Here is a 23,452-nt window from a genome sequence, read left to right on the forward strand (position 1 = left end):
TTCGATATGGATCTTTTATCATTCGGAAAAACAGGCTGGGGAGACGAGTTGTTTTATGCAACTCTAATGACAATTGCAGTAGCAGTCACTGCAATGTTAATCGGTTTTTTATTTTCATTAATCTTTACGCCGTTAAAATTATCAAATAATAAATTTTTAAATTTTATTGGCAATACTTACACAACAGTTATCAGAGGGGTTCCTGAATTATTAGTAATCTACCTTTTCTTTTTTGGGGGAAGTGGAGCGATAATGTACGTTGCTTCAATTTTTGGATACTTTGAATATATAGAAATTAATGCATTTATTACAGGCTCAGTTGCAATCGGCATTATATCTGGGGCTTATTCAACTGAAGTATTTAGAGGAGCGATACAATCAATTGATAAAGGTCAGTTTGAAGCTGCCAAAGTTTTAGGTGTTAGTAAATTTGCTCAATTTTATAAAATAATTCTACCTCAAATGTTAAGACTTGCTATTCCAAACTTAAGTAATGTCTGGCAAATCACTTTAAAAGACACATCATTAATATCAGTTACAGGTTTAGTTGAAATTATGAGACAATCTTATATTGCAGCAGGATCTACTAGAGATCCTTTATTCTTTTATTGTTTTGCAGCAGTTTTATATTTGATGCTTACATTTTTAAGCATGAAGCTAATTAATAGACTTGAAGTCAAATATAGTAGGGGCTTTTAATGGATTTTGATTTAATGATAACAAGTTTACCAAAATTACTTAGTGCAGCTGTTATAACTTTAAAATTATTATCTGCATCTTTAATCATTGGTTTATTTATTGGATTTTTGTTTGCAGTTTTAAGATTAAATAAAAACCCATTTATTAATAAATTTGCTTATGGATATTCTTATTTATTTAGAGGAACTCCATTACTAGTTCAAATATTTATAATTTATTATGGTCTTGGACAAATCGAATGGCTAAGATCTACTTTTCTTTGGGTCATCTTAAAAGAACCCTATTGGTGTGCAATTATTGCATTTGCCTTAAATACAGGGGCTTATACTTCAGAAATTTTAAGATCAGCTTTTCAAACTATAAAACCTGGAATAATTGAAGCGGGTAAAAGTTTAGGGATATCAAGTAAAATTATTTTGTATAAAATTCAAATTCCTGTAGCGATCAGACAATCTTTACCAGCTTATGGTAATGAGATTATATTAATGATGAAGGGCACATCTCTTGCAAGTACGGTAACGTTGATGGATATTACAGGTGTTGCAAAACATATTGTATCAACAACTTATAAACCTTTAGAAGTATTTCTTTTAGCAGGTGGAATTTATTTATTTATGACTTTTATTTTTCACAACTTGATAAAATATCTAGAAAAAAAATATAGTTTTCAATAAGAAGTGTATTCTTTAATCTCTTTAATCTTAGAGCCTGTGTGATTATTCATCTCTAATTTTATTTTAGCACGATCATCATTTAAAAAATGAACATCTCTTGATAGTTTTATAAATTTTTCAGTAAAATCAGAATTTTTTTCACACAATCGTTTGTCATCTTCTATAACCCATAATTTTGCATTAATATCTTTCAGTGACTTAAAAAGTGTATTAAGCTTTTCATCAGATTTAACATTGTTATCTAATTGATTTTTTAAAATACCGTGTTCATCATTAATAAATTTTAATTTTTCAGGATCTTTAATTTTTTCTTGTTTAATCTCTAAAATAGAAATTTTATCTAAAAGTTCACCAACTGATACTTCAACTAGAATTTTATTCATAAAAATTTATACTATGTTAAGTTGTTAGAAATATGTCTAATATTTTAGTTATCAAACATGGTTCTTTAGGAGATATAGCCCAAGCTTGTGGGGCAATTCAAGATATTTCTGAAAACCACCCTGAAGATCAAATACATATATTAACAACAACACCTTATTTTGAATTATTTAGGAAAAACCCATTTGTACACAATGTTATTTTAGACGAACGTAAATCAAGATTTAATTTAATTTATCTATATATGTTAATGAGAAACTTGAAAAAGAAGAATTTTAGAAAAGTTTATGATTTACAAAACTCATCTAGAACAAAATTTTATAAAAATATTTTATTTCCAAAAGCAAATTTTAATACTTGGTCTAGCTCAGAAACAACTTTACCAAGTAATATTTCAAAAGATGAATTTGATAAAAACCCAGTTTTAAATAGATTTGATCATCAACTTAAAACCTCTGAAATTAAAACAGAACATACCATGAAACCAAATTTTAGTTGGGCTGTGACTAACATCGATAATATTAAACAAGAGTTTAAGTTAGACAAATACATTGTCTTATTTCCATTTTGTTCAGCGCATTTAACTCATAAAAAGTGGCCCCATTATAATGAGCTAATAGAGTTAATTAAAAATAAATATAAAGACCAAATTAAAGTTATTGTGGCACCTGGACCCTCTGAAATTAATGATGCAAAAAACATTAATGCCATTTCAATTTTAGATAAAGGTAAAGCTTTAGATATTTCTCAACTTGCAAGCTTGATTAAAGAAAGTTCATTTGTTGTTGCAAATGATACAGGACCCGCTCATATGACTGCTCATCTTGGTGTAAAAGGCTTGACCTTATTTGGCAAACACACCACAGCTTTTAAAGTTAGTATTGAGCGAGAAAACTTTAAAGCAATACAGGTTGATGATTTAAATAAATTAAGTGCAGGTAAAGTTTTAGAAAAAATATTAATTTAATTTTTTACCAATAATTTTCAATATTACAGGAACAGTGAAGAGTATCATTAGTAATCTAATAATATGGTGAAATGCCACAAAGTTAGGGTCTAAATCAAAAGCTATTGCTATTACAGCTACCTCATAAATTCCTCCAGGAGAAAAAGATAAAAGTAGAGTTAAGAAATTGGTATCAACAAAATATGTTGCAACAATTGCAGCTAATAATCCAAGAGCTACAAGTATTACAGTTGCAACTAAACTATGAAATGAATTACCTGCAACTTCTTTTAATGATTTATCTGCAAAACGACAACCCACAGAGGCACCCAAAATAAGCAAACAAAAATTTATACTTTCATCTGGTAGTTTGTAGGAGGCAACTTCAGTTATTTGTAAAATTCCACTTGCAACTAATGTCCCAGATAATAATGCAGCAGGCACACCAATTTTATCAAATAAGAAAATTAACGATACCGAACCTATTAAGAGGATTAAAAGATGAAAATGATTTTGATCAAGATAATTAAATTTTTCAATTGTTAGAGCTTCATTTGTTGAATAGTTAACAACAAAAAAAGGAATGACAGTTATTATTATAATTAACCTAATTAAATGTGATGTAGCAACTTGCGATAAGTCAGATTTTTCATGTTCAGCCAGTATCATTAACGGACCTAATGCACCCGGTGCTGCTGAAAAAATAGAAGTTTTAACATTATAACCTGAAAATTTTTGTAAATATTTTGAAACAATTAAAATACTTATTAAAATATAGACAAACATTATTATTGAAGTCCACACCCATTCAGTCATCTGATTGATTAAATTTTGATCTATATAATTTCCAATATGAAGCCCAAGAACTATTAAAATTGAACTTAATGCTAGTTTTGGCATTTTAATTTTTATTCCACTTAATGCCGCAATTGAAACTGCAAGCATAGGACCAAGCATCCACGCTAATGGAATATTAAAATAGTCAGCTACAATTGCACTTGGGATAGAAATTAAAATAACTAATAGAAATTTTTTAGAAAATAATTCTTTAATGTTAAAGGAATTAAATTGAATAGAAGAATTTTTCATTAACAAATATTCTTTTATCACTTACTTTAAAAAAAATAACAGAAAAGAAACTCTCGTAATTAATGATATCTATTTTTTTTATTAATAAAATATTTGAGATAACACTTGCTTATTTCCTAAAGAAAGAAAATCAACGTTAAGTTGTATTCTATTCAAAAACTTGCTTTCATGACCATAGTATAATTAACTGCAAATATTAAAAACTAACAATAGAGGAATATAATGAAAAACATTAAAAAATTAGTTTCAGTATTATTCTCAGCAATTCTATTATTCTCTGCAACAGCAACAAATTCAATCGCAATGGAAAAAATCCATTTCGTAATTGGTGGTGGTGCTGGTGGTGGATGGGATGGAACTGCTAGAGGTACTGGAGAAGCTTTAACAAAATCAGGAATGTTAAAAAGTGCATCATTTGAAAATATGTCAGGTGGTGGTGGTGGAAAAGCTTTAGCTTTCATGATTAACACTCAACCTAAAAATACAATTTTAGTACAATCTACGCCGCTAGTTTTAAGATCTATTACTAGACACGAAGGTTATGTTACAGGATCTGGAGTTTTATCTTATAAAGATGTTACTCCGATCGCTGGTGTAATTGGTGACTACGGTGCGATTGCAGTTGCAAAAGACTCACCTTACAAAAACTTTAAAGATGTAGTTGATGCATATAAAAAGAATCCAAGCTCTATCAAAATGGCTGGTGGATCAGTAAGAGGAAGTATGGACCATTTAATTGGTGCTTTAGCTTTCCAAGCTGCTGGTGCTAATCCAAATGATGTTGCTTATATTCCTTATGATGCTGGTGGAAAAGCGTTAGCTGGACTTTTATCTGGAGAAACTCAAATTATCTCTACAGGTTTAGGTGAACTTATGGGTGCAAGAGACCAAGTAAGAATTATTGGTATTACTGCTCCTTCAAGAATAGCTGATGCACCGGATGCACCAACTCTAAAAGAACAAGGATATGATGTTCAGTTCGTAAACTGGAGAGGATTTTTTGGACCTCCAAATATGAGCAATAAAGATAAAAAAGCTTTATCTACAATGTTAGGTAAAGTGATGGAAACTCCTGAATGGGAAGCTGTTAGAAAAAGAAATGCTTGGGTTAATATTTATAACTCAGATAAGGATTTTGTTAAATTCTTAGATGCACAAACTGTAGAAATGACAGCTCTTATGAAGAAATTAGGAGTTATATAATCCTTTAGGATTATTTAAAAATTAGAGCAGTGAATATAAATACTACTAAAATTATATCACTGCTCTTTTTTATTTTCTCAGCATTCTATTTATATATTGCGTATCAAATTCAGGTTTTTTCATTTGATGAAAATGCACCTTTTAATGCCAGAACATTTCCAATTTATTTAGGTTATGCAGGTTTATTTTTTTCTGGTTTAAAAATTATTTTACCAGAACCCAATACCATTAAAGTTAATCATAAAAACTTAGAGTACAAGAAAACAGCTATACTTGTGCTCATAGCAATTATTTATGGAGTAACTATATTAAAAGTAGGTTATTTTTTAACGACCTCTCTATTTCTAGCATCTTCTTATTATGCGTTAGGTGAGAGAAGGTGGAAGTTAATATTTTTACTCTCTTTCCCTTTTGTGGGTGCTTTTATGTATCTTTTGCATGGAGTGCTTGAAATTTATTTAAGAGATCCATTTTTAAAACTAATTGGAGTTATGGGATGATTGAAGGAATTTTAATTGGTTTAAAAACAGCTCTTACATTTCAAAACATATTTATGGTTATGATTGGTTGTTTTTTTGGAACCATCATTGGAATGCTACCAGGTCTTGGACCAATGACGGCAATTGCATTAATGATACCTATTACTTATGGTTTTGATCCAGCTACTGGATTAATTTTAATGGCGGGTGTTTATTATGGTGCAGTATTTGGTGGATCAACTTCATCAATTTTATTAAATGCTCCAGGTGTTCCTGGAACTGTTGCAACATCATTTGATGGATATCCAATGGCTCAACAAGGTAAAGCTGGAAAAGCATTAGCAATTGCTGCTTGGAGTTCTTTTGCAGGTGGAACCCTTGCTTCAATTTATTTATTATTTCTTGCACCAAGCTTATCTAAAGTAAGCTTATCTTTTAGATCACCAGATTATTTTGCTTTAATGATTTTAGGTTTAACAGCCATTGCAGCCTTTTCATCAAAGGGACAATTTTTAAAAGCAATGATGATGGTTGTTTTAGGTTTAATGTTAGCATCAGTTGGTCAAGATTCTTTATCTGATATTTCAAGATTTACATTTAATAATATGAATTTATCTGATGGGATAAGTTTTGTTTTAGTTGTAATGGCAACTTTTGCTATGAGTGAAGCCTTAACAATTATTTTAAAACGAAATGATCCATCTGCGGTCGCCAAACAAGTTTCATTAACAGAGCTTGGTTCAATTAAAATTAACAAGGAAGAGAGAACCAAAATGTTAAAAGCTATTCCTCGAAACTCAGTAATCGGTTTTTTAATTGGTGTTTTACCCGGAGCTGGTGCAACTATTGCATCATTTCTAGCTTATGGAATGGAAAGAAATTTTGTTAGTGATGAGGAAAAAGAAAAATTTGGTAAGGGAAGCGTTCATGGTTTAACTGCACCAGAAACTGCAAATAATGCAGCATGCTCTGGAGCTTTTGTACCATTACTAACTTTAGGAATACCTGGCAGTGGAACAACCGCGGTAATGCTTGGTGCTTTATTAGGATTTGGAATTCAACCAGGACCTAGACTTTATATAACTAATCCTGAAATCTTTTGGTCAGTAATCATGTCCATGTATATTGGAATGGTAGTATTACTTATTCTAAACTTGCCCTTAATACCTTACATAGCAAGAATACTTGCAGTACCTAAAAACTATTTAATTCCACTTATTTTATTTTTTTCAATTACGGGAATTTACGTAATGTCATTTAATAATTTTGATATTTATTTAATGATTGGGATTGCAGTTGTTGCAACGTTTATGCGCTTATATGATTTTCCAATGCCACCACTCATATTAGCTTTTGTCCTTGGTGGATTAATGGAAGAAAATTTAAGAAGATCTTTATTAATAAGTGATGGATCATGGACTTTTTTATGGGACAGACCTCTTACAGCCTCAATAATAGGAGTTACAATTCTAATTGTTAGTTGGCAAATTTATAAAACAATTAAGAGTAAAAAGATTTAGTTTAGAATTTTTTTATATTCTTCAATAATTATATTCCACTTAAATTTAGTAGAATTTTCTTTGGCAGCTTTTCCATACTCATGAAATTTATTATTTTCTATCATTAAATTAATTGATGAATAAACTTCATCTAATTCATTGCCATCACATATTAAACCTGTTTTTTCATGCTCGATTGCATCTGCTGCACCACCATCTTTACCTCCAAGAGAGGGCACTCCATATTGTGCAGCTTCAACATAAGCTATACCAAATCCTTCAACAGATTTTTTATGAACAATAGATGGCATTACAAAAATATTAGATTTAGCAACTAGCGCATTTTTTAATTCGTTAGAAATATCTTTAAAAAACATAACTTGTGGCTGAAGGCCCAATTCTGCTACTAATTTTTTAATATTTTCCTCCTCGTCTCCATAGCCCACACAAATGTAAATAATACTAGGGTAGATTTGTTTTAAATTTCGAAGCGCCATGATTACTTTTTCATGGTTTTTTCTTTTATCAAATCTAGAGACAGTAATTAATCTGGGAGATTTATGTTTTAATAAATTCTCTACTTTATCTAAAGTTTTTTTATCTAATTCTTCAACAGGATCAACACCAGGATTAATAACTACAATTTTATCTTGGCGAACACCTAATGAAATAGCTAAATTTTTAGTGTACTCAGAATTTGCAACAATGGTTTCAACACTATCTAAAACCTCCAATACTCTTTTATTAAGAGAGGTGCCTTTTTCATGATTAATTTCTTTACCATGAATTAAGCATATCTTTTTTTTATTAGTTTTAAGATGTTCTAAACTTTTCCAATGATCAGCAATTATACCATCAATTTTATTTTCTTTAATAAATTCATTAATCAATTGAGCTTTTCTATATTTTCTAAGAAGTTTTATGCCACCAACACGCTCTATTGAAAAAGAAACTTGCTCATCAAATAATTTATAATTTTCATGATAATCAGCAAATACTTTTATCATGTAGTGTTTTGAAAGTTCATTTGCTAAACCCCACATTAAATTCTGCATACCTCCAACTTCTGGAGGGAACGTTTTTGTAACTATTAAGTACATTAATTATCTAACCATTTGATACTGCAGCCAACACTTGGAATTTGCGTTTCAGGACCTTTGCCCGTCTCTGCAATTTGTTTCATTGCACTATATAAATCACTATCACCAGTTCTTACTGGTTTTAAATTATCCAATTCTCTTATACGACCTCTGTATTGTAATTCTAAATTATTATTGTATCCAAAAAAATCAGGAGTGCATACTGCATCATAACTTTTTGCAACATTTTGAGTTTCGTCAAATAAATATGGAAAATTAAATTGATGTTTTCTTGCAAATTCAATCATATTTTCAAAACTATCTTCAGGATAATTTATTGGATCGTTTGCTGAAATAGCCACAGCTTTTACCCCATGTTTTTCTAAATTTTTGCAATCTTCAACAATGTCTTTAATAACTGCTTTTACATAAGGGCAGTGGTTACAAATAAACATAACCAAAGTTCCATTTGTCCCTTTAACATCATTTAATTTAATAATTTCGTTATTAGTGGACTTTAATTCAAAGCTTTTAGCAGCTTGTCCGAAATCACATATTGGAGTTTTTAACGGCATGTTATAATAATATATAAGTTATGTTTTATGATTTGGAAGATAAAAAAGTTAAAAATTTAGGTGATAATTGGTCTGCATCTAATGCATCCATCATTGGTGATGTAACTCTAGAAAAAAATACCAGCATTTGGTTTAATGTTACTTTAAGAGGAGATGTTGAAAATATTCATATCGGTGAAGGCTCCAATATACAAGATGGCAGTGTATTGCATACCGATCCAGGTTACCCTTTAAAAATTGGAAAAGATGTAACTATTGGTCATTTGGTTATGCTGCATGGCTGCACCATTGAAGACAATTCTTTAATTGGAATTGGTGCTGTAATTTTAAATGGTGCAAAAATTGGAAAAAATTGCATCATAGGAGCTAATGCATTGATCACAGAAAACAAAGTCATTCCTGACAATTCTTTAGTGGTTGGATCCCCTGGCAAAATTGTAAGACAAGTCTCAACAGAAGAGGCAAAGTCAATTACTGAAAATGCAATTCATTACCAAGATAATTGGAAAAAATATTCTAAATCAGTTTTTTAAGGAATTAACCAGGTATCCTTGTTATTTTCTAAATCGAATTTAGCACGACGGTGACCTTTGGCTGCTAAATAAAGCCACTCCATACTTTTAATTTTACATTGAATAACAGTAAAGTTTTTATATCCCACTTCACTTTGCTCCATTGTAAATTCAAAATTATCTAGTTCAGGCTTTAGCCCTGAAGTAGGGGTTTCAGATAATGTTCCTGGTCCGTTATCAACTAAATAACATTTTCTACTCATGTGTCCTGTTTTTAACCAAGACTGTTTTGTAATATCATTTTCATGATTAATGATGCACTCAACTTTAAGTCTAACTTGGATTTTCTCATCTTTGTCATAAAATAACATTGCCGCATTCTTATTTGCTTTTAATTTAGCAATTTTATCTGATCTGATATCACTATGGTATTGGATAATATTATTTTCTCTATCGGATTTTCTAAGGACTACAATTCTTCCATCAAAGTCATCTTGACCACCACAGATAAATACAGGAATTCTAAATTGAGACCCTCTATCTTTGATAGCATTATCCAGCATAGACCAGATTTTATTTTTGATCTCCTCAAAATCTTCGTAGTACGCTGGTTGCATACGAGATTATTTACTTAGTCTTCTAATTAAACTGGAAGTATCCCAACGGTTTCCACCCATCTCTTGAACTTCACCATAATATTTATCAACGATTTCAGTTACAGGAAGTTGAGAGCCATTATTTTTAGCTTCATCCATAGCAATTTTTAAATCTTTTCTCATCCAATCAACTGCAAAACCAAATTCAAACTGATCATCAATCATCGTTTTATATCTGTTTTCCATTTGCCAAGATTGAGCAGCACCTTTAGATATAACTTCAATTACATCTTCCATATTTAAACCTGCTTTTTTTCCAAAGTTAATTGCTTCTGATAAACCTTGAACAAGACCTGCAATACAAATTTGATTAACCATTTTTGCTAATTGACCATTACCAGCACCACCTAATAATTTCATCTTTTTGCTGTAACAATCAATAATGTCTTTTGCTTTATCAAAGTTTGCTTGGTCTCCACCAATCATAACAGTTAGAGCACCATTTTCAGCACCAGCTTGTCCACCTGATACCGGTGCATCTAAGAAACCAAATTCACTTTTTAATGAATGCTCATAAATTTCTCTAGCAATCGTTGCAGAAGCGGTTGTGTTATCAATGTAAACTGAGCCTTTTTTAATTGTTTTAAAGATACCGTTGTCACCGAAAGTTACTTCTCTTAAATCATTATCATTACCAACACAGGTAAATATAAAATCTGCACCTTCTGCAGCTTTTGCAGGAGTATCTGTTTTTGACCCTTTATATTCAGCAACCCATTTATCAGCTTTTGCAGCAGTTCTATTATAAACAGTTACATTGTGACCTGCTTTTGATATATATCCTGCCATTGGATAACCCATGACACCTAAACCTATAAATGCAACATTGCTCATAATTTCTATTTCCTATGTTTAAAAGTTTGAATTTTAAAGTAATTTTATTTGGATTTATATTTACATTTTTTTCAAGCTTTGGACAGAGTTTTTTTCTAGGACTGTTTAATTCAAGCATAAGAGACGCGCTTTCTATCACGCATGGTCAGTTTGGATCTATCTATGCATCTGCTACTCTATTAAGTAGTTTTATACTTGTTTGGGTTGGTAAAAAAATAGATGACTTTAATATTTTAAAATTTGCATCTTATGTCATTGCGTTACTAGCGATCTCTTGTTTTTTATTTTCTAAAATTTCATCAGTCGCTTTCTTATTTTTATCAATTTTCTTAATGAGGTTATCAGGTCAAGGACTAATGTCTCACACTGCAACCACAACAATATCAAGATTTTTTGAAAAGACTAGGGGACGTGCATTAAGCACAACTTGGCTTGGTTTATCGTTAGCTGAATTTATTTTACCCTTATTAATTATTTTTTTATTAACTTTTATTGATTGGAGAAATATTTGGATAGCCATATCAATTTCAGTTATTATCATTTTACCTATTGTCATTGTTACATTAGTTAAAAACGTTAAATTAGATTCAAGAGAAGCATCTAGTGCCACAAATATTAAAACTAAAGATATAAAACAATGGACGAGAGGTGAAGTTTTAAAAGATTATCGCTTTTATATTATATGTTTAAGCATGTTAGCGATGCCTTGGATTGCAACGGGTACATTTGTTTATCAATCTTTTATAGTGTCATCTAAAGGTTGGGGACCTTATGTTATTGCCCAATCCTTTATGGTGTATTCAATTTTATCAGTGATTACTTTATTTTTAACAGGCTTTTTAATTGATAAGTTTAGTAGTCGAAAATTAATAATTTATATGAACATTCCTTTATTAGTTGCAACGTTTGTGCTTTATTATTTTAACTCACCAATTTCATCATTTGTATTTTTAGGTTTAATTGGAATTTCAAATGGACTAGCAAATGTTCTAGGTTCTGCTACTTGGGCTGAGATTTATGGAGTAAGATATATTGGTTCCATTAAAGCATTAACCACAGCGTTAATGGTATTTTCAACTGCATTTGGTACAGCACTCTTTGGAATTTTGATTGATAATAGTCTTTCTATTGAGCAAATTGCTCTTGTTTCAGGATCTTATATTTTAATAGCAATATTGTTGTTATTCCTTGTAAAGAACAAGCTTAATCCTGATTATTTATAGAATTATCCTTGATTTTTTTTTAACTACTGTATAGATACTGCGCATGGCTAGAGTAACAGTAGAAGATTGCATAGATAAAGTAGAAAGTCCTTACGAATTAGTTTTAGTTGCTAAAGAAAGAGCAGTTCAATTAAATTCTGGTTTAGAACCAACTTTAGATAGAGATAATGACAAAAACACAGTTATATCTTTAAGAGAAATTGCAGCAGACACTATTAAAGTTTCAGACTTAACAGATAGCGCTATTCACAAACTTAGAAAACACGTTGAGCAAGTTGACGATGGCACTGATGATGATGAAATTATTGGTGATGATTTTGAAAGTATGTACAAAGGTGAAATTTCTAAAAGTGGAACTCCTATTTTACCATCTAAAAGAGCTAGAAAAATTCCTGAAAAAATTCAAGTATCCTCTGATGATTTAGAAGAATTAACTGCAAAGGCAGAGCCAGAAGTTGACGTTGATGCAGAGTTAGAAGTGGGAGATGAAGAGACAGCAGTTTCTTTAGATCAAATAGCTGAAGCCGAAACAGAAGCTGAAACAACTGAAGAAAACTCTGACGATTCAGAGACTACAAATAGCTAAAAAAATAATATAAAAGTTTAGTATGAACAGGAAAGTATCCGTTGCACCTATGATGGATTGCACTGATCGTCATGAACGTTTTTTTTTAAGACTGATTAGTAAAAATACATTGCTCTATAGTGAGATGGTTGTCTCTGAAGCTATTCATCGAGGGGATAAAAAAAAACTATTAGAATTTAATATAAATGAAAAACCAATAGCCCTTCAAATTGGTGGATCATCTCCAACTTTACTTGCAGAGGCTACTAAAGCAGGTGAAGACTTTGGTTATGATGAGATAAATTTAAACCTTGGTTGCCCTTCAAAAAAAGTTGAGAAAAATAAATTTGGGGCATGCTTGATGAAAGAACCAAATTTAGTTGCAGACTGCTTAAGTAAAATGCAATCGGTTACAAAGTTGCCGGTCACGATTAAAACAAGAATTGGTTACGATGACACTGAGGATTATGAAAATTTACATCATTTTATTTCAACTTTAAAAAGCACTGGTGTTAAAACTTTTATCATTCATGCAAGAAAAGCTATTCTTGGAAAATTTACTCCTAAACAAAATCTAAACATCCCTCCTTTAAAGTATGATTTTGTCTACAGATTAAAAAAAGATTTCCCTAATGAAGAAATTATTATCAACGGTGGAATTACCACAACTGATCAAATGAAAGATCACTTAGATAAAGTTGATGGAGTTATGATTGGACGTGCTGCTTACCATACTCCTTATTTATTAGCTGATATTGAAAGAGATATATTTAATAATGAAAATGTACCAAGTCGACAAGATGTAATTGAACAGTTGCTACCGTACGTTAGAGAAGAAATTAAAAAAGGAACACGTTTAAATCAAATTATGAGACATACGTTAGGATTATTTCATGGTCAAACAGGATCTAGCTTTTGGAAAAGGTATTTAAGCGAAAATATGTGTGTTAGAGATGCCGATGTTAAAAAGATTGATCACATCATGGATAAGATTAAATATAACAATGTCGACACGTCGGTAAGTCAATCTGCTTAGTTCTCTTTTATCTAACGAGTACATATACTTTAGCCTACTAATGGCCTTAACTGCTATTCCTGTTGGATTTGTTGCAGGTTTATTTGGTATTGGCGGTGGATTAATTACAGTTCCATTTTTGTTTTATATTTTTAATTCCTTAGGGATTGATCAACAATATGTCATGCACCTTGCAGTTGGAACATCGTTTGCAATCATAATACCAACCTCAACTGTCTCAGTTTTAACTCATCATAAATTTAAAGCAGTGGATTTTGATATAGTTAAAAGTTATGGAATATTTGTAGTGCTTGGTGTTATTTTTGGAACAATTTTTGCAGCAACTCTTAAAACTAAAACTTTAGTTCTTTTCTTTGCAATCGTAATATTTTTATTAAGTATTTATCTTTTATTATTAAAAGAGAAGGAAAAAAATATAACTCTTAAAATTAAGCTCCATTTGAAAATTATTTTAGGATTTTTAGTAGGTTTTATCTCGGCACCCATGGGTATTGGAGGGGCCGTTATGAATGTCCCAATTCTAAAGTTTTTTGGTTATTCAATTAATAGAGCCATAGGTAGCGCTGCTGCTATTGGTTTTTTAATAGCATTATTTGGTGCAATAGGATTTTTGATAACGGGTAGTTATTTAAAAACAAATATTCCATTAAGTATTGGTTTTTTAAATATTCCAGCTTTTTTAATTTTTATACCGATTACAACTTTTATGGCAAGAATTGGCGCAAGAACAGTTCACACAATTGATAAGAATAAAATTAGTAAATACTTTGGAATATTTTTACTTATCATTGCTGCAAAATTTTTATATGAATATTTCAAACTGTAGTTATGGCAAATAAAGTAAGTAAAAGTTTTCTAAAAGATTCTCATTTAATAACTGAATTAAAATTATGCAGTATTCGTTTAATTGATAATGCTAAATTTCCTTGGATCATTTTAATTCCTAAGCGAAAAAATATAACTGATATCTCAGAACTTAACTCAAAAGATCAAATGTTATTGATGAAGGAAATTGTTCATTGCAGCAAGTTAATGAAAAAAATATTTAAAACAAAAAAACTTAATGTTGAAAAAATTGGCAACATTGTTCCTCAATTACATATTCATATTATTGCAAGATCTACTAAAGATAGTACCTGGCCACTATCGGTTTGGGTTATTAAAGGAAAACCTTATTCAAAAGTTCTATTAACGAAAACTATTTCAAAAATTAAAAAGTTTTTTTAAGGATTAAAGGGTAAGGACAGAGGTAGTTTTAGTCTCCCGCCACTACCTCTTAATCATTATGTATATGATTCGTCTCAAATTTGTTAACACGTATTAATTGAAACTAGACTTTATCAACTGCTTGCTTTACTAAATAGATAACACGCCTACTTATAAATAATTAAAATTTAAACACATTGATTAAAACCACACTCTCATCATTTGCTAAATCTATTGGCTTTAACTCACAAAATTATATTCCAAAGGAAGGAGCGTCCTTTTCTTTATTTAGAATTGAAGTTTTATCTGGTTTAACAGTTGCTTTAGCGTTAGTCCCTGAAGCTATTGCCTTTGCTTTTGTTGCAGGAGTTGCACCCTTATCAGGACTTTATGCAGCTTTTATTGTTGGTTTAATTACTGCTGTGTTTGGTGGAAGACCTGGAATGATTTCAGGAGCAACTGGTGCTTTAGCTGTTGTTATGGTGTCCCTTGTTATGGATCACGGTGCACAATATTTATTTGCAACTGTAGTTTTAATGGGAATTTTACAATTATTAGCGGGTGTCTTTAAACTTGGAAAATTTATTAGAATGGTACCTCAACCGGTAATGCTTGGTTTTGTTAATGGCCTTGCAATCGTTATTGGTATCTCACAACTTAGTCAGTTTAAAACCCTTAATGCAATGGGGCAATCAGTATGGATTTCAGGAAATACTTTATATTATTCAATAGGGTTCGTTGTTTTAACCATGTTAATTATTTGGTTACTACCAAAGATTACTAAAGCAGTGCCGGCAACTCTTGCTGCAATTTTGGTTACTTCAATATTAGTTTTAGCATTAAAGATTGATATTCCAAGTGTTGGAGATCTTGCAAGTGTTAAAGGAGGATTACCAACATTTTCAATTCCAAATGTTCCTTTAAACTTTGAAACTTTAAAAATTATCTTCCCTTATGCATTTATATTGTCAGCCATTGGCTTAATTGAAAGCCTGTTAACTCTTAACTTAGTTGGTGAAATTACCAATAAAAGAGGTGGGGCTAGTCAGGAATGTTTAGCACAAGGCTTTGCAAATACAGTTACTGGTTTTTTTGGGGGTATGGGTGGATGTGCGATGATCGGTCAATCTATGATTAACGTAAAATCAGGCGGTAGAACAAGAATTGCAGGAATAGCTGCTGCATTATTCTTATTAATTTTTATTTTATATACATCAAACTATATAGAGATGATCCCAATTGCAGCATTAGTTGGTGTTATGTTTATGGTAGTGATTGGAACCTTTGCCTGGAACTCTTTAAAGATATTATTTTTTGTACCAAAGAGTGATGCGTTAGTAATTGTCCTTGTAACCGTTGTAACTGTTTTAGAGGATTTAGCTGTTGCTGTAATTGTTGGAGTGATTGTATCTGCATTAGTTTTTGCCTGGAAATCTGCATCAAGAATTAGAGCCGTAGAGAGGCCATCTGTTAGAGAAAAAGGTGCTAAGGTTTATGAAATAGAAGGACCATTATTTTTTAGTTCAACGGATAGCTTTTTAGAATTATTTAAACCAGAAGAAGATCCTGAAGTAATCATTATTGATTTTGCAGGATCAAAAGTAATTGATCAATCAGCATTAAAAGCCATTGAAGACATTGCTGACAAATATAATAGTTTTGGAAAAAAAGTTAAATTAAGACATTTAACTAAAGATTGTCATAGATTATTAAGTAGAGCAGGCCAATTAGTAGTTGATAGTGATGATGATCCTGATTATGGAATTGCAGTTGATTATGATGTTAAATTAGGTATTTTTGGCAGATAAGATGAGCAAAGAGATTAAAACAGATGATGTTATTTTCAATTTCTTCAAGCAAGTTTGTGATGAGAAAGATGATGTTAAATGTGTTGAACTTGGTAATGGTTGGATTAGTGCCATGGAAACCAATCTTACTAACATGGAAAAAAATCTAGAAGAAACTGATAAAGTTAAATACCAAGAAAGCATTAATAGTAACAAGCAACAGCTTGATAGCCTTAAAGGCAAAACTGCTAGTGAATGGCGTGAATATGCAACCCAGTGCATGATTGAGATCTTGGATCACAAAAAAAAACAAAGTTAATAATGGGACAAATTATTAGAGATGATATTCAGTTTTTAAGAGGTTTATCAGTAATTTTAATATTTCTATTTCATCTAGATCAAAATGTATTTCAATACTTTTATGTAGGTGTAGATATTTTTTTTTTGATATCAGGCTTTGTAATTACTAGTTCAATTTTCAATCATATAAAATTTAAAAATGATTTTTATTTTTTTGATTTTTTATTAAAAAGAATTAAAAGAATTTTTCCTAATCTAATTTTTTTTTTAATTATCTTTAATATTATATATTTTTTATTTTTAGAAATTAATGATGGTATTTTTTTTGAAATTATTATTTCAAGTCTATCAACTATTTTAGGTATATCCAATTTCTACTATATTTTAAATCCTAATTTAGGATATTTTGGTGATACTGTTAAATGGTTAAATCATACTTGGTCATTAAGCGTAGAATTACAGTTCTATTTATTTTATGGAATATTAATATTTCTTTTATCCAATACTAAGAAATTTTTTAAAATAAAAAAAATTATTATTTATTTTTTAATAACTTTTTCTGCAGTTTCGTTATATTTTTTTTTATTTAGTACTGGAAAATATTTATCAAATTATTTTTTTAGTTTATCAAGATTTTGGGAATTTTTTTTAGGAGCTTTAATCTATTTAATAAGTTTTAATAGATTAAAAAATTTAGTTAAAATAAACTTTATCTATTTTATCTTTTATTTTTTAATATTTTTAGTTATGGTAAATTTTTTACCTTATAATTTAAATTACAAAATTGTTATAATCAGTGTTGTATTAATAATATGCTTTTGCATGATATTTAATAGTTATAGAAAAGTATTCTTGATAAACGATTTTTTTAAATTTTATGGGAATATATCATATTCATTTTTTTTATGGCACATGCCTATAATTTCTTTAACCAAATTAATTGCAACCTCTAATGTCATAATTTTTTTTTCATCTTTTTTATGCACAACATTGATTTCATATACCACTTATAATTTAATAGAATTGCCATTAAATAGAAAAACTAGATTTGATTTTTTATTGAAGAATATTGTTAAATTTATAACCCTTTTGGTTACGACTTTATTAATTCTTTTTTTATTTAACTATAAATTAGCCTATGTCTTAAGAGACGGCTTGTATAAAAATTTAATAAAAATTTATCCCAAATATTCAAATAACAAATTAACGAATAGCATCCAGAATGATATTTGGGTTTTACAATATGATGAGTGTAATAATAAAAATGAGAGTTTTTCATGGTCTACAGGCACAAATTGTATTATTGAAAATAATAGCGAATCTTTATTTTATATATTAGGCAATAGTTACGGTGATCATCTGGTTCCAAGCACTATGGACATTATTGATAGTCCGTCTATTTACAAAGCTAGATTTGAAAATTGCTATGTTAATTTAGAACAAAATTGTAATAAAAATAATTTAGATATAACGCTAAATAGATTCATAAAAATTTCTCAAGATTATAATAGAAAATTCTTATTCATTTCTTTGAATACTGAGGATATTTTTTTCAAAAAGCTTTTTAAGATCCTAGAGTTTTTACCAAGCGATACTATTGTTATATATATTTATCCACACCCAACAGTAAATATAATTTCTAATAATGAAAATTTAATAAAGTATAAATCAGATAAACAAAAAAATTTTCTTACATTCAAAAAATTAAGTCAAAATTTTAATTTATTTATATTTGATACATATACATATTTATGTCCTAAATATAAATGTGATTTAGACGAATATAATAATTATTTTACTGATGGTGCACATTTTAAGCACACAACATCTAAATATTTAAGACTATCAATAAAAAATTTTTTTAATGAACTTCCTTAAAAAACTATTCTCAAGCAGTAATTTAGAATTACAAATCAATGATGGGGGTAGAGCTGCGGCTGGATATAAAGGTAAAGCTGGAGACTGTGTAGTTAGATCTATTGCAATTGTAACAAATCTTCCTTATCAAAAAATTTATGATGATCTTTATAAGGCAAATGAAGAATTTAGAACTACATCAAGAACAAGACTTGCAAGAAGTTTAAAACAAAAAAATGACAGCCCAAGATCAGGCACCCATAGAGTGGTGGTTAAGAAATACCTTGAAAAACTAGGTTGGCAGTGGACGCCGACTATGTTTATTGGTCAAGGCTGTAAAGTTCATTTGAAAAAAGATGAACTTCCAAGTGGGACTTTAATTGTATCTTGCTCAAAACACATAACTGTTGTTAAAGATGGTGTCTTGCATGATACATATGATTGTTCAAGACGGGGCACACGTTGTGTTTATGGTTATTGGAAAAAAATAAATTAAAGATATAATAATTATTAATGAGCTTTAAAGATAACGTTAATTTACATGTAGATAAATCAGCTAAATTACTAAATTTTAGTGATGATTTACTTGAACATTTAAAATCTATTCATTCATTAATTAAAGTAAATGTGGGTGTTGTCCTAGATGGTAAAATTAATAATTTTACTGGATGGAGAGCCGTTCACTCAGAGCACATTCTTCCAACTAAAGGTGGACTAAGATATTCAGAAACGGTTGATCAAGATGATACAGAAGCTCTAGCATCTTTGATGACTTATAAATGTGCAATAGTTAATATTCCTTTTGGAGGAGCTAAAGGGGGTTTAAAAATTAATCCTAAAAATTATACCATGCCCCAACTTAGAGAAATTACTAAAGCCTTTGCTAGTAAACTAATTAATAAAGGTTTTATTTCTCCAGCATTAAATGTACCAGCTCCAGATGTTGGAACGTCTGAAAGAGAAATGGAATGGATTTTAGAGACTTATAAAACACTTAAACCAGATGATATAAATTATAGAGGTTGCGTAACAGGTAAACCCTTACACAGAGGAGGTATTGCTGGCAGAACTGAGGCTACCGGTAGAGGTATTGAAGAAGTAGTTAGAGAAATATTTAGGCATGAAGATGTTGTTAAAGAAGCAAGATTGAAAAATGAATTAAAGGATAATGAAATTATAGTTCAAGGTTTTGGTAATGTTGGAAGTAATTTAGCCAAACATTTATATAATAGAGATAATGCAAAGATTATAGCCATAGGAGAGTTTGATGGTTATTTATATAATAAAAAAGGCATTGATATAAATGCACTAATTGAATTTTATAAGACAAATAAAACTATCAATAATCCTAAACTTGGAAAATTTAAAAACAATCCAAGTGAACTTTTAGAATTAGATTGTGATATTTTAATTCCAGCTGCATTAGAAAATGCAATCACCATTGATAACGTAGATAAAATTAAAACGAAATTAATAATTGAGGCTGCAAATGGACCCATTTCATTTGAGGCGGATCAAAAATTATTTGAAAAAGGCGTTATGATTATTCCTGATATCTATGTCAATGCAGGGGGTGTTGTGGTTTCTTATTTTGAGTGGGTAAAAGATATTTCTCATATACGTTTTGGTAGAGTTGAAAAAAGATTTCAAGAACAAAAAATATTAGACATTATTGATTTGATAGATAAAAAAACTAATACTAAAACAGATTTTGACACCATTAAAAAAATTATTCATGGTGCTGATGAAGAGGACTTAGCTTTTTCAGGTCTAGAAGACAGTATGAGAAATGCATTTATTGAAATTTATAATGCTAAAAAACAAATAAAAAAATCCTTTAGAGAAAGTGCTTATTACGTATCTCTAAAGAAGATAAGAAACTTCTATACCGTAGAAGGCTTCCCTAAACGATAAATAGCGGCTTAATTTTACCTATAATTAAATTAATAGAAGACTCCCGATCTATGATTTGTTAGCATTTGTCATGATAAAATTAATAAGAGCAGGCTTTATAAGCAAGCTTTTTACCATTTTATTTTTAAGTTTATGGTTATCTAGTGGCGCTAAAGCAGGTTGTGATGATGCACCAGTTGATGGAGTGGATTATTCTAATTGTCAATTCTCAGAAGGCCAAGATTTAAGTAGAGCCTATATACCAAACTCTAATCTATCTTTTATTAGTTTTATTAAAGTTACCTTTGATAAAGGGGTAATGATGAATGCAACATTAGCTAATGGTAATTTTGTAGAATCTTCTTTTATTAGAACGAATTTATATGAAGCAAATCTTGAAGGGGGTATTTTTGAAAAAGCTAACTTTTCAAGTGCTAATTTAACAAGAGTAAACTTTAAAGGAGCTTCACTAATTGAGACTAACTTTACTAACAGTAATCTTTTTGAAGCAGATTTAACGGGTGCTAATATTTTAAATGCTACTTTTGAAGGCGCTAATCTTAATAACGCAGTTTGGATTGATGGAACTAAATGTTTACTAGGTTCTATTGGTAAATGTAATAAATAAAAAATTCTTAAGAATTATTTTATAGGCTTAATTTTTTGATTAATAACGAGCACTGCTCCAATTATTAAAATAGGTAAACCTATTATTAAATCTTGTTGCCATTCTAAGTTTTCAAATATTGTTGAGATTAATAAAGCAAGTACAGGCATCACAACTCCTACATAACCCGCTCGACCAGCTCCAACTTTTTCTAATAATCTTAAATAAAAAATAAAAGCAAATATCGAGCCAACTATTGATAGATAAGCAAGGGATGTGATATAACTGAAGCTATATTCAAATAATAATTCAGTGCCTTTTATCTGAGTGATTAATAGTGTGACTAGTGAACCATAAAGCATTGAATACGCAAGTGTTGGTATTAATGAAAAGTTGTTATTTAAGTTTCTTTGGTGAACCATATTTCCTGTTGATGCAGAAAATGTACCAAGTAAGGCTAAAAATAATCCAACATGCGTTCCATTAGCAAAGCTGAAATTGAAAATCTCATCATTAAAGATGATAATAATTCCAATCATCCCAATACTTGCTCCAAGTAAAGTTTTTAAAGAAGGTTTCTTTTTAAAGTAAAAGCCTTCTCCTAAAATATTCATAATAACCACCGTTGAAAAGACAACTGCTGGAAATGCGCTTATTAAATAAGTGTTTGATAGATAAAAGAAAACATAGTTTAGTGAGTAGAGACAAACACCAAAGAGTAAAAACCAAAGATGCTGATTAAAAGAAAACTTAAGATTTTTCTTCTTATAAATTAAATAAACAAAAATAACTATTGCAGCTATCAAAAATCTATAAAACACCGATACTAATGGATCAACGTAACCTAATTGAAACTTGATGACATACCAAGTAGGGGACCAGCAAAAAAGTGTGACAATAAATAAGAAAAAATTGTTCATTATTAAGGACTATAATCAATCAATCTTAAAAAAATATAAGATTAATCTAACAATTTTTAATATATAAATTTATTAGTTATGAAAAAAATACTTCTAATTTTAACTCTACTTATATCATTAAGTAGCTTTTCTTATTCTGACAATCATTATCCAATCACGAGAGATTCTGAATTAATGATTGCTAGAGGTAAAATTGCCTACCAAAATAATTGTGCAAGCTGTCATCAAGTTAATTTGTCAGGTGCTGAAAATTGGAAGGGTGTTGATGAAGATGGCCATAGAAAAGCACCACCTTTAAATGGTACAGGACACACTTGGCACCATGATGATGAAACACTACATAAAATTATTAAGTATGGTTTAGTTGGAATAATTAGTGACTATGAAGGAAAAATGGGTGGTTTTGGAGATAAATTAAATGACAAAGATATAGATTCAGTTTTAGCCTATATTAAAAGTTTTTGGCCAGATGATTATTACAAACATCAAATAAATTTAAGTAAATAAATTAAATGGCAACTGATACATTTCATTGGTCGTGTAAACACACGTGGCGAAAAAGTGCTAAGAATACGATGTGGTGTGTTATCGGTTGTGCAATTGGTGACTTTGGAACCATACTATTTTTTCAGTTAAGTAAAATTCCTTTTCCAGTATTAGGTATTATGACTTTAGCAATCATAAATGGTTTATTAACCAGCATTATGCTTGAAACTTTTATTTTAATGAGACAAAATTTTAAATTAATTAATGCTTTAAAGACCGCCTGTGGAATGAGTTTCATCTCAATGGTTAGTATGGAAATTTCAATGAATGCTACAGATTATTTTTTAACTGGTGGAGCGATGCTAACTTGGTGGGTGGTACCTATTATGTTAACTGCGGGATTTTTAACACCATGGCCTTATAATTATTGGAGACTTAAAAAATTCAATCAAGCCTGTCATTAAATATTAAATGGTTACAACTTCTGAAATTATATTAGCAATTATTATTGTTGCCTTATCTGTTGTTATGCCTATCTATTATTATTACCAAAGGAAGAAAAACCCTAAGCAAGATAATAAAGCTCAAGATAACCCTGAGATTAAAAATTATATTGATAGAATTAATGAAATTACCCGTAAAAAACATAAATGAAAAAACGTTTATCAGGGTGCAGTGAGTGTGGAGATGATACAGCCATCTTAACACAAGTAAGCTCAGGACCAGAGGTGATCTTACTTTGCACAGATTGCTATAATCTTAAACATTCAAACGAAACACAAAACCAAATCAGTTATGAAGAAGAAAAAAGCTAAAAAATTAAAGACTAAAAAATCTGCACCTAATTTCTACGGTCTTGGTAAATTTAATTACCTTATCTTTAAATTTCTCTGTTCACGGTTTAAGCTTAAATAGCTAATACTTGAATTGCTTAGCTTAGATTAAA

The 23,452-nt window shown here is 29.9% G+C and carries 29 protein-coding genes; 22 read left to right on the top strand and 7 right to left on the bottom strand.

Features of this window, described 5'->3' with window-relative positions; genetic code table 11:
• Positions 1 to 6: 6 nt before the first annotated feature.
• Both AC5SLN_RS02010 and AC5SLN_RS02015 read left to right on the top strand, forming a co-directional pair.
• Positions 7 to 699, top strand: coding sequence for an ABC transporter permease (locus AC5SLN_RS02010; protein ID WP_494593865.1), 693 nt, complete (start codon positions 7 to 9; stop codon positions 697 to 699).
• Positions 699 to 1,373: an ABC transporter permease gene (locus tag AC5SLN_RS02015; RefSeq protein ID WP_006996682.1), complete on the top strand. Its 675-nt coding sequence runs from the start codon at positions 699 to 701 to the stop codon at positions 1,371 to 1,373. The genes AC5SLN_RS02010 and AC5SLN_RS02015 overlap by 1 nt, the downstream gene beginning before the upstream one ends.
• On the opposite strand, the gene AC5SLN_RS02020 is transcribed toward AC5SLN_RS02015, so the two are convergent.
• A complete protein-coding gene (locus AC5SLN_RS02020) occupies positions 1,367 to 1,756 on the bottom strand; it encodes a DUF6165 family protein (RefSeq protein WP_494577174.1) in 390 nt (129 codons plus the stop codon). The genes AC5SLN_RS02015 and AC5SLN_RS02020 overlap by 7 nt on opposite strands.
• Positions 1,757 to 1,788: 32 nt before the next feature.
• Between AC5SLN_RS02020 and AC5SLN_RS02025 the strand changes: the two genes are divergently transcribed.
• Positions 1,789 to 2,721: a glycosyltransferase family 9 protein gene (locus tag AC5SLN_RS02025; protein WP_494593867.1), complete on the top strand. Its 933-nt coding sequence runs from the start codon at positions 1,789 to 1,791 to the stop codon at positions 2,719 to 2,721.
• Here AC5SLN_RS02025 and AC5SLN_RS02030 read toward each other — a convergent pair.
• The gene (locus tag AC5SLN_RS02030; protein ID WP_494593869.1) at positions 2,713 to 3,789 is read right to left on the bottom strand and encodes an AbrB family transcriptional regulator; all 1,077 of its coding nucleotides are present in this window, start codon (positions 3,787 to 3,789) and stop codon (positions 2,713 to 2,715) included. The two genes, AC5SLN_RS02025 and AC5SLN_RS02030, sit on opposite strands and share 9 nt — an antisense overlap.
• A 222-nt stretch (positions 3,790 to 4,011) precedes the next feature.
• Here AC5SLN_RS02030 and AC5SLN_RS02035 point away from each other — a divergent pair, with 222 nt between their 5' ends.
• Genes AC5SLN_RS02035 through AC5SLN_RS02045 form a run of 3 tightly spaced genes read left to right on the top strand, consistent with a single transcriptional unit; the run spans position 4,012 to position 6,991 of the window.
• A complete protein-coding gene (locus AC5SLN_RS02035; RefSeq protein WP_494593871.1) occupies positions 4,012 to 4,992 on the top strand; it encodes a tripartite tricarboxylate transporter substrate binding protein in 981 nt (326 codons plus the stop codon).
• Positions 4,993 to 5,021: 29 nt separating this feature from the next.
• On the top strand, positions 5,022 to 5,492 hold the full coding sequence (locus tag AC5SLN_RS02040) for a tripartite tricarboxylate transporter TctB family protein (RefSeq protein ID WP_011282218.1): 471 nt from the start codon (positions 5,022 to 5,024) through the stop codon (positions 5,490 to 5,492).
• On the top strand, positions 5,489 to 6,991 hold the full coding sequence (locus AC5SLN_RS02045) for a tripartite tricarboxylate transporter permease (protein ID WP_494593873.1): 1,503 nt from the start codon (positions 5,489 to 5,491) through the stop codon (positions 6,989 to 6,991). The genes AC5SLN_RS02040 and AC5SLN_RS02045 overlap by 4 nt, the downstream gene beginning before the upstream one ends.
• Here AC5SLN_RS02045 and AC5SLN_RS02050 read toward each other — a convergent pair.
• Both AC5SLN_RS02050 and AC5SLN_RS02055 read right to left on the bottom strand, forming a co-directional pair.
• The gene (locus tag AC5SLN_RS02050; RefSeq protein ID WP_494593875.1) at positions 6,988 to 8,070 is read right to left on the bottom strand and encodes a glycosyltransferase family 4 protein; all 1,083 of its coding nucleotides are present in this window, start codon (positions 8,068 to 8,070) and stop codon (positions 6,988 to 6,990) included. The two genes, AC5SLN_RS02045 and AC5SLN_RS02050, sit on opposite strands and share 4 nt — an antisense overlap.
• Positions 8,070 to 8,624 (bottom strand): thioredoxin family protein, encoded by a 555-nt coding sequence (locus AC5SLN_RS02055; RefSeq protein WP_271486661.1) that lies wholly within the window; start codon positions 8,622 to 8,624, stop codon positions 8,070 to 8,072. The genes AC5SLN_RS02050 and AC5SLN_RS02055 overlap by 1 nt, the downstream gene beginning before the upstream one ends.
• A 20-nt stretch (positions 8,625 to 8,644) precedes the next feature.
• Between AC5SLN_RS02055 and AC5SLN_RS02060 the strand changes: the two genes are divergently transcribed.
• Positions 8,645 to 9,157, top strand: coding sequence for a gamma carbonic anhydrase family protein (locus AC5SLN_RS02060; RefSeq protein ID WP_494593877.1), 513 nt, complete (start codon positions 8,645 to 8,647; stop codon positions 9,155 to 9,157).
• Here AC5SLN_RS02060 and AC5SLN_RS02065 read toward each other — a convergent pair.
• Both AC5SLN_RS02065 and AC5SLN_RS02070 read right to left on the bottom strand, forming a co-directional pair.
• Positions 9,154 to 9,753, bottom strand: a complete 600-nt coding sequence (locus AC5SLN_RS02065) for a flavin-binding protein (protein ID WP_494593879.1) — start codon at positions 9,751 to 9,753, stop codon at positions 9,154 to 9,156. The two genes, AC5SLN_RS02060 and AC5SLN_RS02065, sit on opposite strands and share 4 nt — an antisense overlap.
• A gap of 6 nt (positions 9,754 to 9,759) precedes the next feature.
• Complete coding sequence (locus tag AC5SLN_RS02070) at positions 9,760 to 10,626, bottom strand: NAD(P)-dependent oxidoreductase (RefSeq protein ID WP_494593881.1); 867 nt, start codon at positions 10,624 to 10,626, stop codon at positions 9,760 to 9,762.
• Positions 10,627 to 10,640: 14 nt separating this feature from the next.
• Here AC5SLN_RS02070 and AC5SLN_RS02075 point away from each other — a divergent pair, with 14 nt between their 5' ends.
• The 11 genes from AC5SLN_RS02075 to AC5SLN_RS02125 all read left to right on the top strand — a co-directional run bounded on the left by AC5SLN_RS02075 (position 10,641) and on the right by AC5SLN_RS02125 (position 21,121).
• Positions 10,641 to 11,849, top strand: a complete 1,209-nt coding sequence (locus AC5SLN_RS02075) for an MFS transporter (protein WP_494593883.1) — start codon at positions 10,641 to 10,643, stop codon at positions 11,847 to 11,849.
• Between the two features lie 43 nt (positions 11,850 to 11,892).
• Positions 11,893 to 12,435 carry a DNA-directed RNA polymerase subunit omega gene (gene rpoZ, locus AC5SLN_RS02080; protein ID WP_006996696.1) on the top strand — a complete coding sequence of 181 codons (543 nt, stop codon included), beginning with the start codon at positions 11,893 to 11,895 and terminating at the stop codon, positions 12,433 to 12,435.
• 22 nt (positions 12,436 to 12,457) lie between these two features.
• Positions 12,458 to 13,450 carry a tRNA dihydrouridine(20/20a) synthase DusA gene (gene dusA / locus AC5SLN_RS02085; protein ID WP_018414250.1) on the top strand — a complete coding sequence of 331 codons (993 nt, stop codon included), beginning with the start codon at positions 12,458 to 12,460 and terminating at the stop codon, positions 13,448 to 13,450.
• Positions 13,451 to 13,490: 40 nt separating this feature from the next.
• Complete coding sequence (locus tag AC5SLN_RS02090) at positions 13,491 to 14,276, top strand: sulfite exporter TauE/SafE family protein (protein ID WP_494593885.1); 786 nt, start codon at positions 13,491 to 13,493, stop codon at positions 14,274 to 14,276.
• Positions 14,277 to 14,278: 2 nt separating this feature from the next.
• A complete protein-coding gene (locus AC5SLN_RS02095; protein ID WP_494593887.1) occupies positions 14,279 to 14,677 on the top strand; it encodes an HIT domain-containing protein in 399 nt (132 codons plus the stop codon).
• Between the two features lie 176 nt (positions 14,678 to 14,853).
• Positions 14,854 to 16,464, top strand: a complete 1,611-nt coding sequence (locus tag AC5SLN_RS02100; protein WP_494593889.1) for a SulP family inorganic anion transporter — start codon at positions 14,854 to 14,856, stop codon at positions 16,462 to 16,464.
• A 1-nt stretch (position 16,465) separates the two neighbouring features.
• Positions 16,466 to 16,762: a hypothetical protein gene (locus AC5SLN_RS02105; RefSeq protein ID WP_494593891.1), complete on the top strand. Its 297-nt coding sequence runs from the start codon at positions 16,466 to 16,468 to the stop codon at positions 16,760 to 16,762.
• Positions 16,763 to 16,764: 2 nt separating this feature from the next.
• Positions 16,765 to 18,621: an acyltransferase family protein gene (locus AC5SLN_RS02110; RefSeq protein ID WP_494593893.1), complete on the top strand. Its 1,857-nt coding sequence runs from the start codon at positions 16,765 to 16,767 to the stop codon at positions 18,619 to 18,621.
• Complete coding sequence (locus tag AC5SLN_RS02115) at positions 18,608 to 19,096, top strand: hypothetical protein (RefSeq protein ID WP_494593895.1); 489 nt, start codon at positions 18,608 to 18,610, stop codon at positions 19,094 to 19,096. The genes AC5SLN_RS02110 and AC5SLN_RS02115 overlap by 14 nt, the downstream gene beginning before the upstream one ends.
• A gap of 17 nt (positions 19,097 to 19,113) precedes the next feature.
• Positions 19,114 to 20,514, top strand: coding sequence for a Glu/Leu/Phe/Val family dehydrogenase (locus tag AC5SLN_RS02120; RefSeq protein ID WP_494593897.1), 1,401 nt, complete (start codon positions 19,114 to 19,116; stop codon positions 20,512 to 20,514).
• 70 nt (positions 20,515 to 20,584) lie between these two features.
• The gene (locus AC5SLN_RS02125; RefSeq protein WP_494593899.1) at positions 20,585 to 21,121 is read left to right on the top strand and encodes a pentapeptide repeat-containing protein; all 537 of its coding nucleotides are present in this window, start codon (positions 20,585 to 20,587) and stop codon (positions 21,119 to 21,121) included.
• 14 nt (positions 21,122 to 21,135) lie between these two features.
• Here the strand turns inward: AC5SLN_RS02125 and AC5SLN_RS02130 are convergent, their stop codons facing one another.
• Complete coding sequence (locus AC5SLN_RS02130; protein ID WP_494593901.1) at positions 21,136 to 22,020, bottom strand: DMT family transporter; 885 nt, start codon at positions 22,018 to 22,020, stop codon at positions 21,136 to 21,138.
• 78 nt (positions 22,021 to 22,098) lie between these two features.
• Here AC5SLN_RS02130 and AC5SLN_RS02135 point away from each other — a divergent pair, with 78 nt between their 5' ends.
• Genes AC5SLN_RS02135 through AC5SLN_RS02150 form a run of 4 tightly spaced genes read left to right on the top strand, consistent with a single transcriptional unit; the run spans position 22,099 to position 23,321 of the window.
• Positions 22,099 to 22,527 carry a c-type cytochrome gene (locus AC5SLN_RS02135; RefSeq protein ID WP_020169524.1) on the top strand — a complete coding sequence of 143 codons (429 nt, stop codon included), beginning with the start codon at positions 22,099 to 22,101 and terminating at the stop codon, positions 22,525 to 22,527.
• 5 nt (positions 22,528 to 22,532) lie between these two features.
• Positions 22,533 to 22,970: a DUF4396 domain-containing protein gene (locus AC5SLN_RS02140; RefSeq protein WP_018414244.1), complete on the top strand. Its 438-nt coding sequence runs from the start codon at positions 22,533 to 22,535 to the stop codon at positions 22,968 to 22,970.
• A 7-nt stretch (positions 22,971 to 22,977) separates the two neighbouring features.
• On the top strand, positions 22,978 to 23,160 hold the full coding sequence (locus tag AC5SLN_RS02145; protein WP_494578570.1) for a hypothetical protein: 183 nt from the start codon (positions 22,978 to 22,980) through the stop codon (positions 23,158 to 23,160).
• Positions 23,157 to 23,321, top strand: a complete 165-nt coding sequence (locus AC5SLN_RS02150; protein WP_020169523.1) for a hypothetical protein — start codon at positions 23,157 to 23,159, stop codon at positions 23,319 to 23,321. Before AC5SLN_RS02145 ends, AC5SLN_RS02150 begins: the two co-directional genes overlap by 4 nt.
• The last annotated feature ends 131 nt before the right edge of the window (positions 23,322 to 23,452 follow it).

Source organism: Candidatus Pelagibacter sp. PS_31, assembly GCF_059417865.1.

Coding starts and splice junctions, on each gene's coding strand:
- AC5SLN_RS02010 (WP_494593865.1), top strand. CDS start 7: ATGGATCTTTTATCATTCGGAAAAACAGGCTGGGGAGACGAGTTGTTT.
- AC5SLN_RS02015 (WP_006996682.1), top strand. CDS start 699: ATGGATTTTGATTTAATGATAACAAGTTTACCAAAATTACTTAGTGCA.
- AC5SLN_RS02020 (WP_494577174.1), bottom strand. CDS start 1,756: ATGAATAAAATTCTAGTTGAAGTATCAGTTGGTGAACTTTTAGATAAA.
- AC5SLN_RS02025 (WP_494593867.1), top strand. CDS start 1,789: ATGTCTAATATTTTAGTTATCAAACATGGTTCTTTAGGAGATATAGCC.
- AC5SLN_RS02030 (WP_494593869.1), bottom strand. CDS start 3,789: ATGAAAAATTCTTCTATTCAATTTAATTCCTTTAACATTAAAGAATTA.
- AC5SLN_RS02035 (WP_494593871.1), top strand. CDS start 4,012: ATGAAAAACATTAAAAAATTAGTTTCAGTATTATTCTCAGCAATTCTA.
- AC5SLN_RS02045 (WP_494593873.1), top strand. CDS start 5,489: ATGATTGAAGGAATTTTAATTGGTTTAAAAACAGCTCTTACATTTCAA.
- AC5SLN_RS02050 (WP_494593875.1), bottom strand. CDS start 8,070: ATGTACTTAATAGTTACAAAAACGTTCCCTCCAGAAGTTGGAGGTATG.
- AC5SLN_RS02055 (WP_271486661.1), bottom strand. CDS start 8,624: ATGCCGTTAAAAACTCCAATATGTGATTTCGGACAAGCTGCTAAAAGC.
- AC5SLN_RS02060 (WP_494593877.1), top strand. CDS start 8,645: ATGTTTTATGATTTGGAAGATAAAAAAGTTAAAAATTTAGGTGATAAT.
- AC5SLN_RS02065 (WP_494593879.1), bottom strand. CDS start 9,753: ATGCAACCAGCGTACTACGAAGATTTTGAGGAGATCAAAAATAAAATC.
- AC5SLN_RS02070 (WP_494593881.1), bottom strand. CDS start 10,626: ATGAGCAATGTTGCATTTATAGGTTTAGGTGTCATGGGTTATCCAATG.
- AC5SLN_RS02075 (WP_494593883.1), top strand. CDS start 10,641: ATGTTTAAAAGTTTGAATTTTAAAGTAATTTTATTTGGATTTATATTT.
- rpoZ (WP_006996696.1), top strand. CDS start 11,893: ATGGCTAGAGTAACAGTAGAAGATTGCATAGATAAAGTAGAAAGTCCT.
- dusA (WP_018414250.1), top strand. CDS start 12,458: ATGAACAGGAAAGTATCCGTTGCACCTATGATGGATTGCACTGATCGT.
- AC5SLN_RS02090 (WP_494593885.1), top strand. CDS start 13,491: ATGGCCTTAACTGCTATTCCTGTTGGATTTGTTGCAGGTTTATTTGGT.
- AC5SLN_RS02095 (WP_494593887.1), top strand. CDS start 14,279: ATGGCAAATAAAGTAAGTAAAAGTTTTCTAAAAGATTCTCATTTAATA.
- AC5SLN_RS02105 (WP_494593891.1), top strand. CDS start 16,466: ATGAGCAAAGAGATTAAAACAGATGATGTTATTTTCAATTTCTTCAAG.
- AC5SLN_RS02110 (WP_494593893.1), top strand. CDS start 16,765: ATGGGACAAATTATTAGAGATGATATTCAGTTTTTAAGAGGTTTATCA.
- AC5SLN_RS02115 (WP_494593895.1), top strand. CDS start 18,608: ATGAACTTCCTTAAAAAACTATTCTCAAGCAGTAATTTAGAATTACAA.
- AC5SLN_RS02120 (WP_494593897.1), top strand. CDS start 19,114: ATGAGCTTTAAAGATAACGTTAATTTACATGTAGATAAATCAGCTAAA.
- AC5SLN_RS02125 (WP_494593899.1), top strand. CDS start 20,585: ATGATAAAATTAATAAGAGCAGGCTTTATAAGCAAGCTTTTTACCATT.
- AC5SLN_RS02130 (WP_494593901.1), bottom strand. CDS start 22,020: ATGAACAATTTTTTCTTATTTATTGTCACACTTTTTTGCTGGTCCCCT.
- AC5SLN_RS02135 (WP_020169524.1), top strand. CDS start 22,099: ATGAAAAAAATACTTCTAATTTTAACTCTACTTATATCATTAAGTAGC.
- AC5SLN_RS02140 (WP_018414244.1), top strand. CDS start 22,533: ATGGCAACTGATACATTTCATTGGTCGTGTAAACACACGTGGCGAAAA.
- AC5SLN_RS02145 (WP_494578570.1), top strand. CDS start 22,978: ATGGTTACAACTTCTGAAATTATATTAGCAATTATTATTGTTGCCTTA.
- AC5SLN_RS02150 (WP_020169523.1), top strand. CDS start 23,157: ATGAAAAAACGTTTATCAGGGTGCAGTGAGTGTGGAGATGATACAGCC.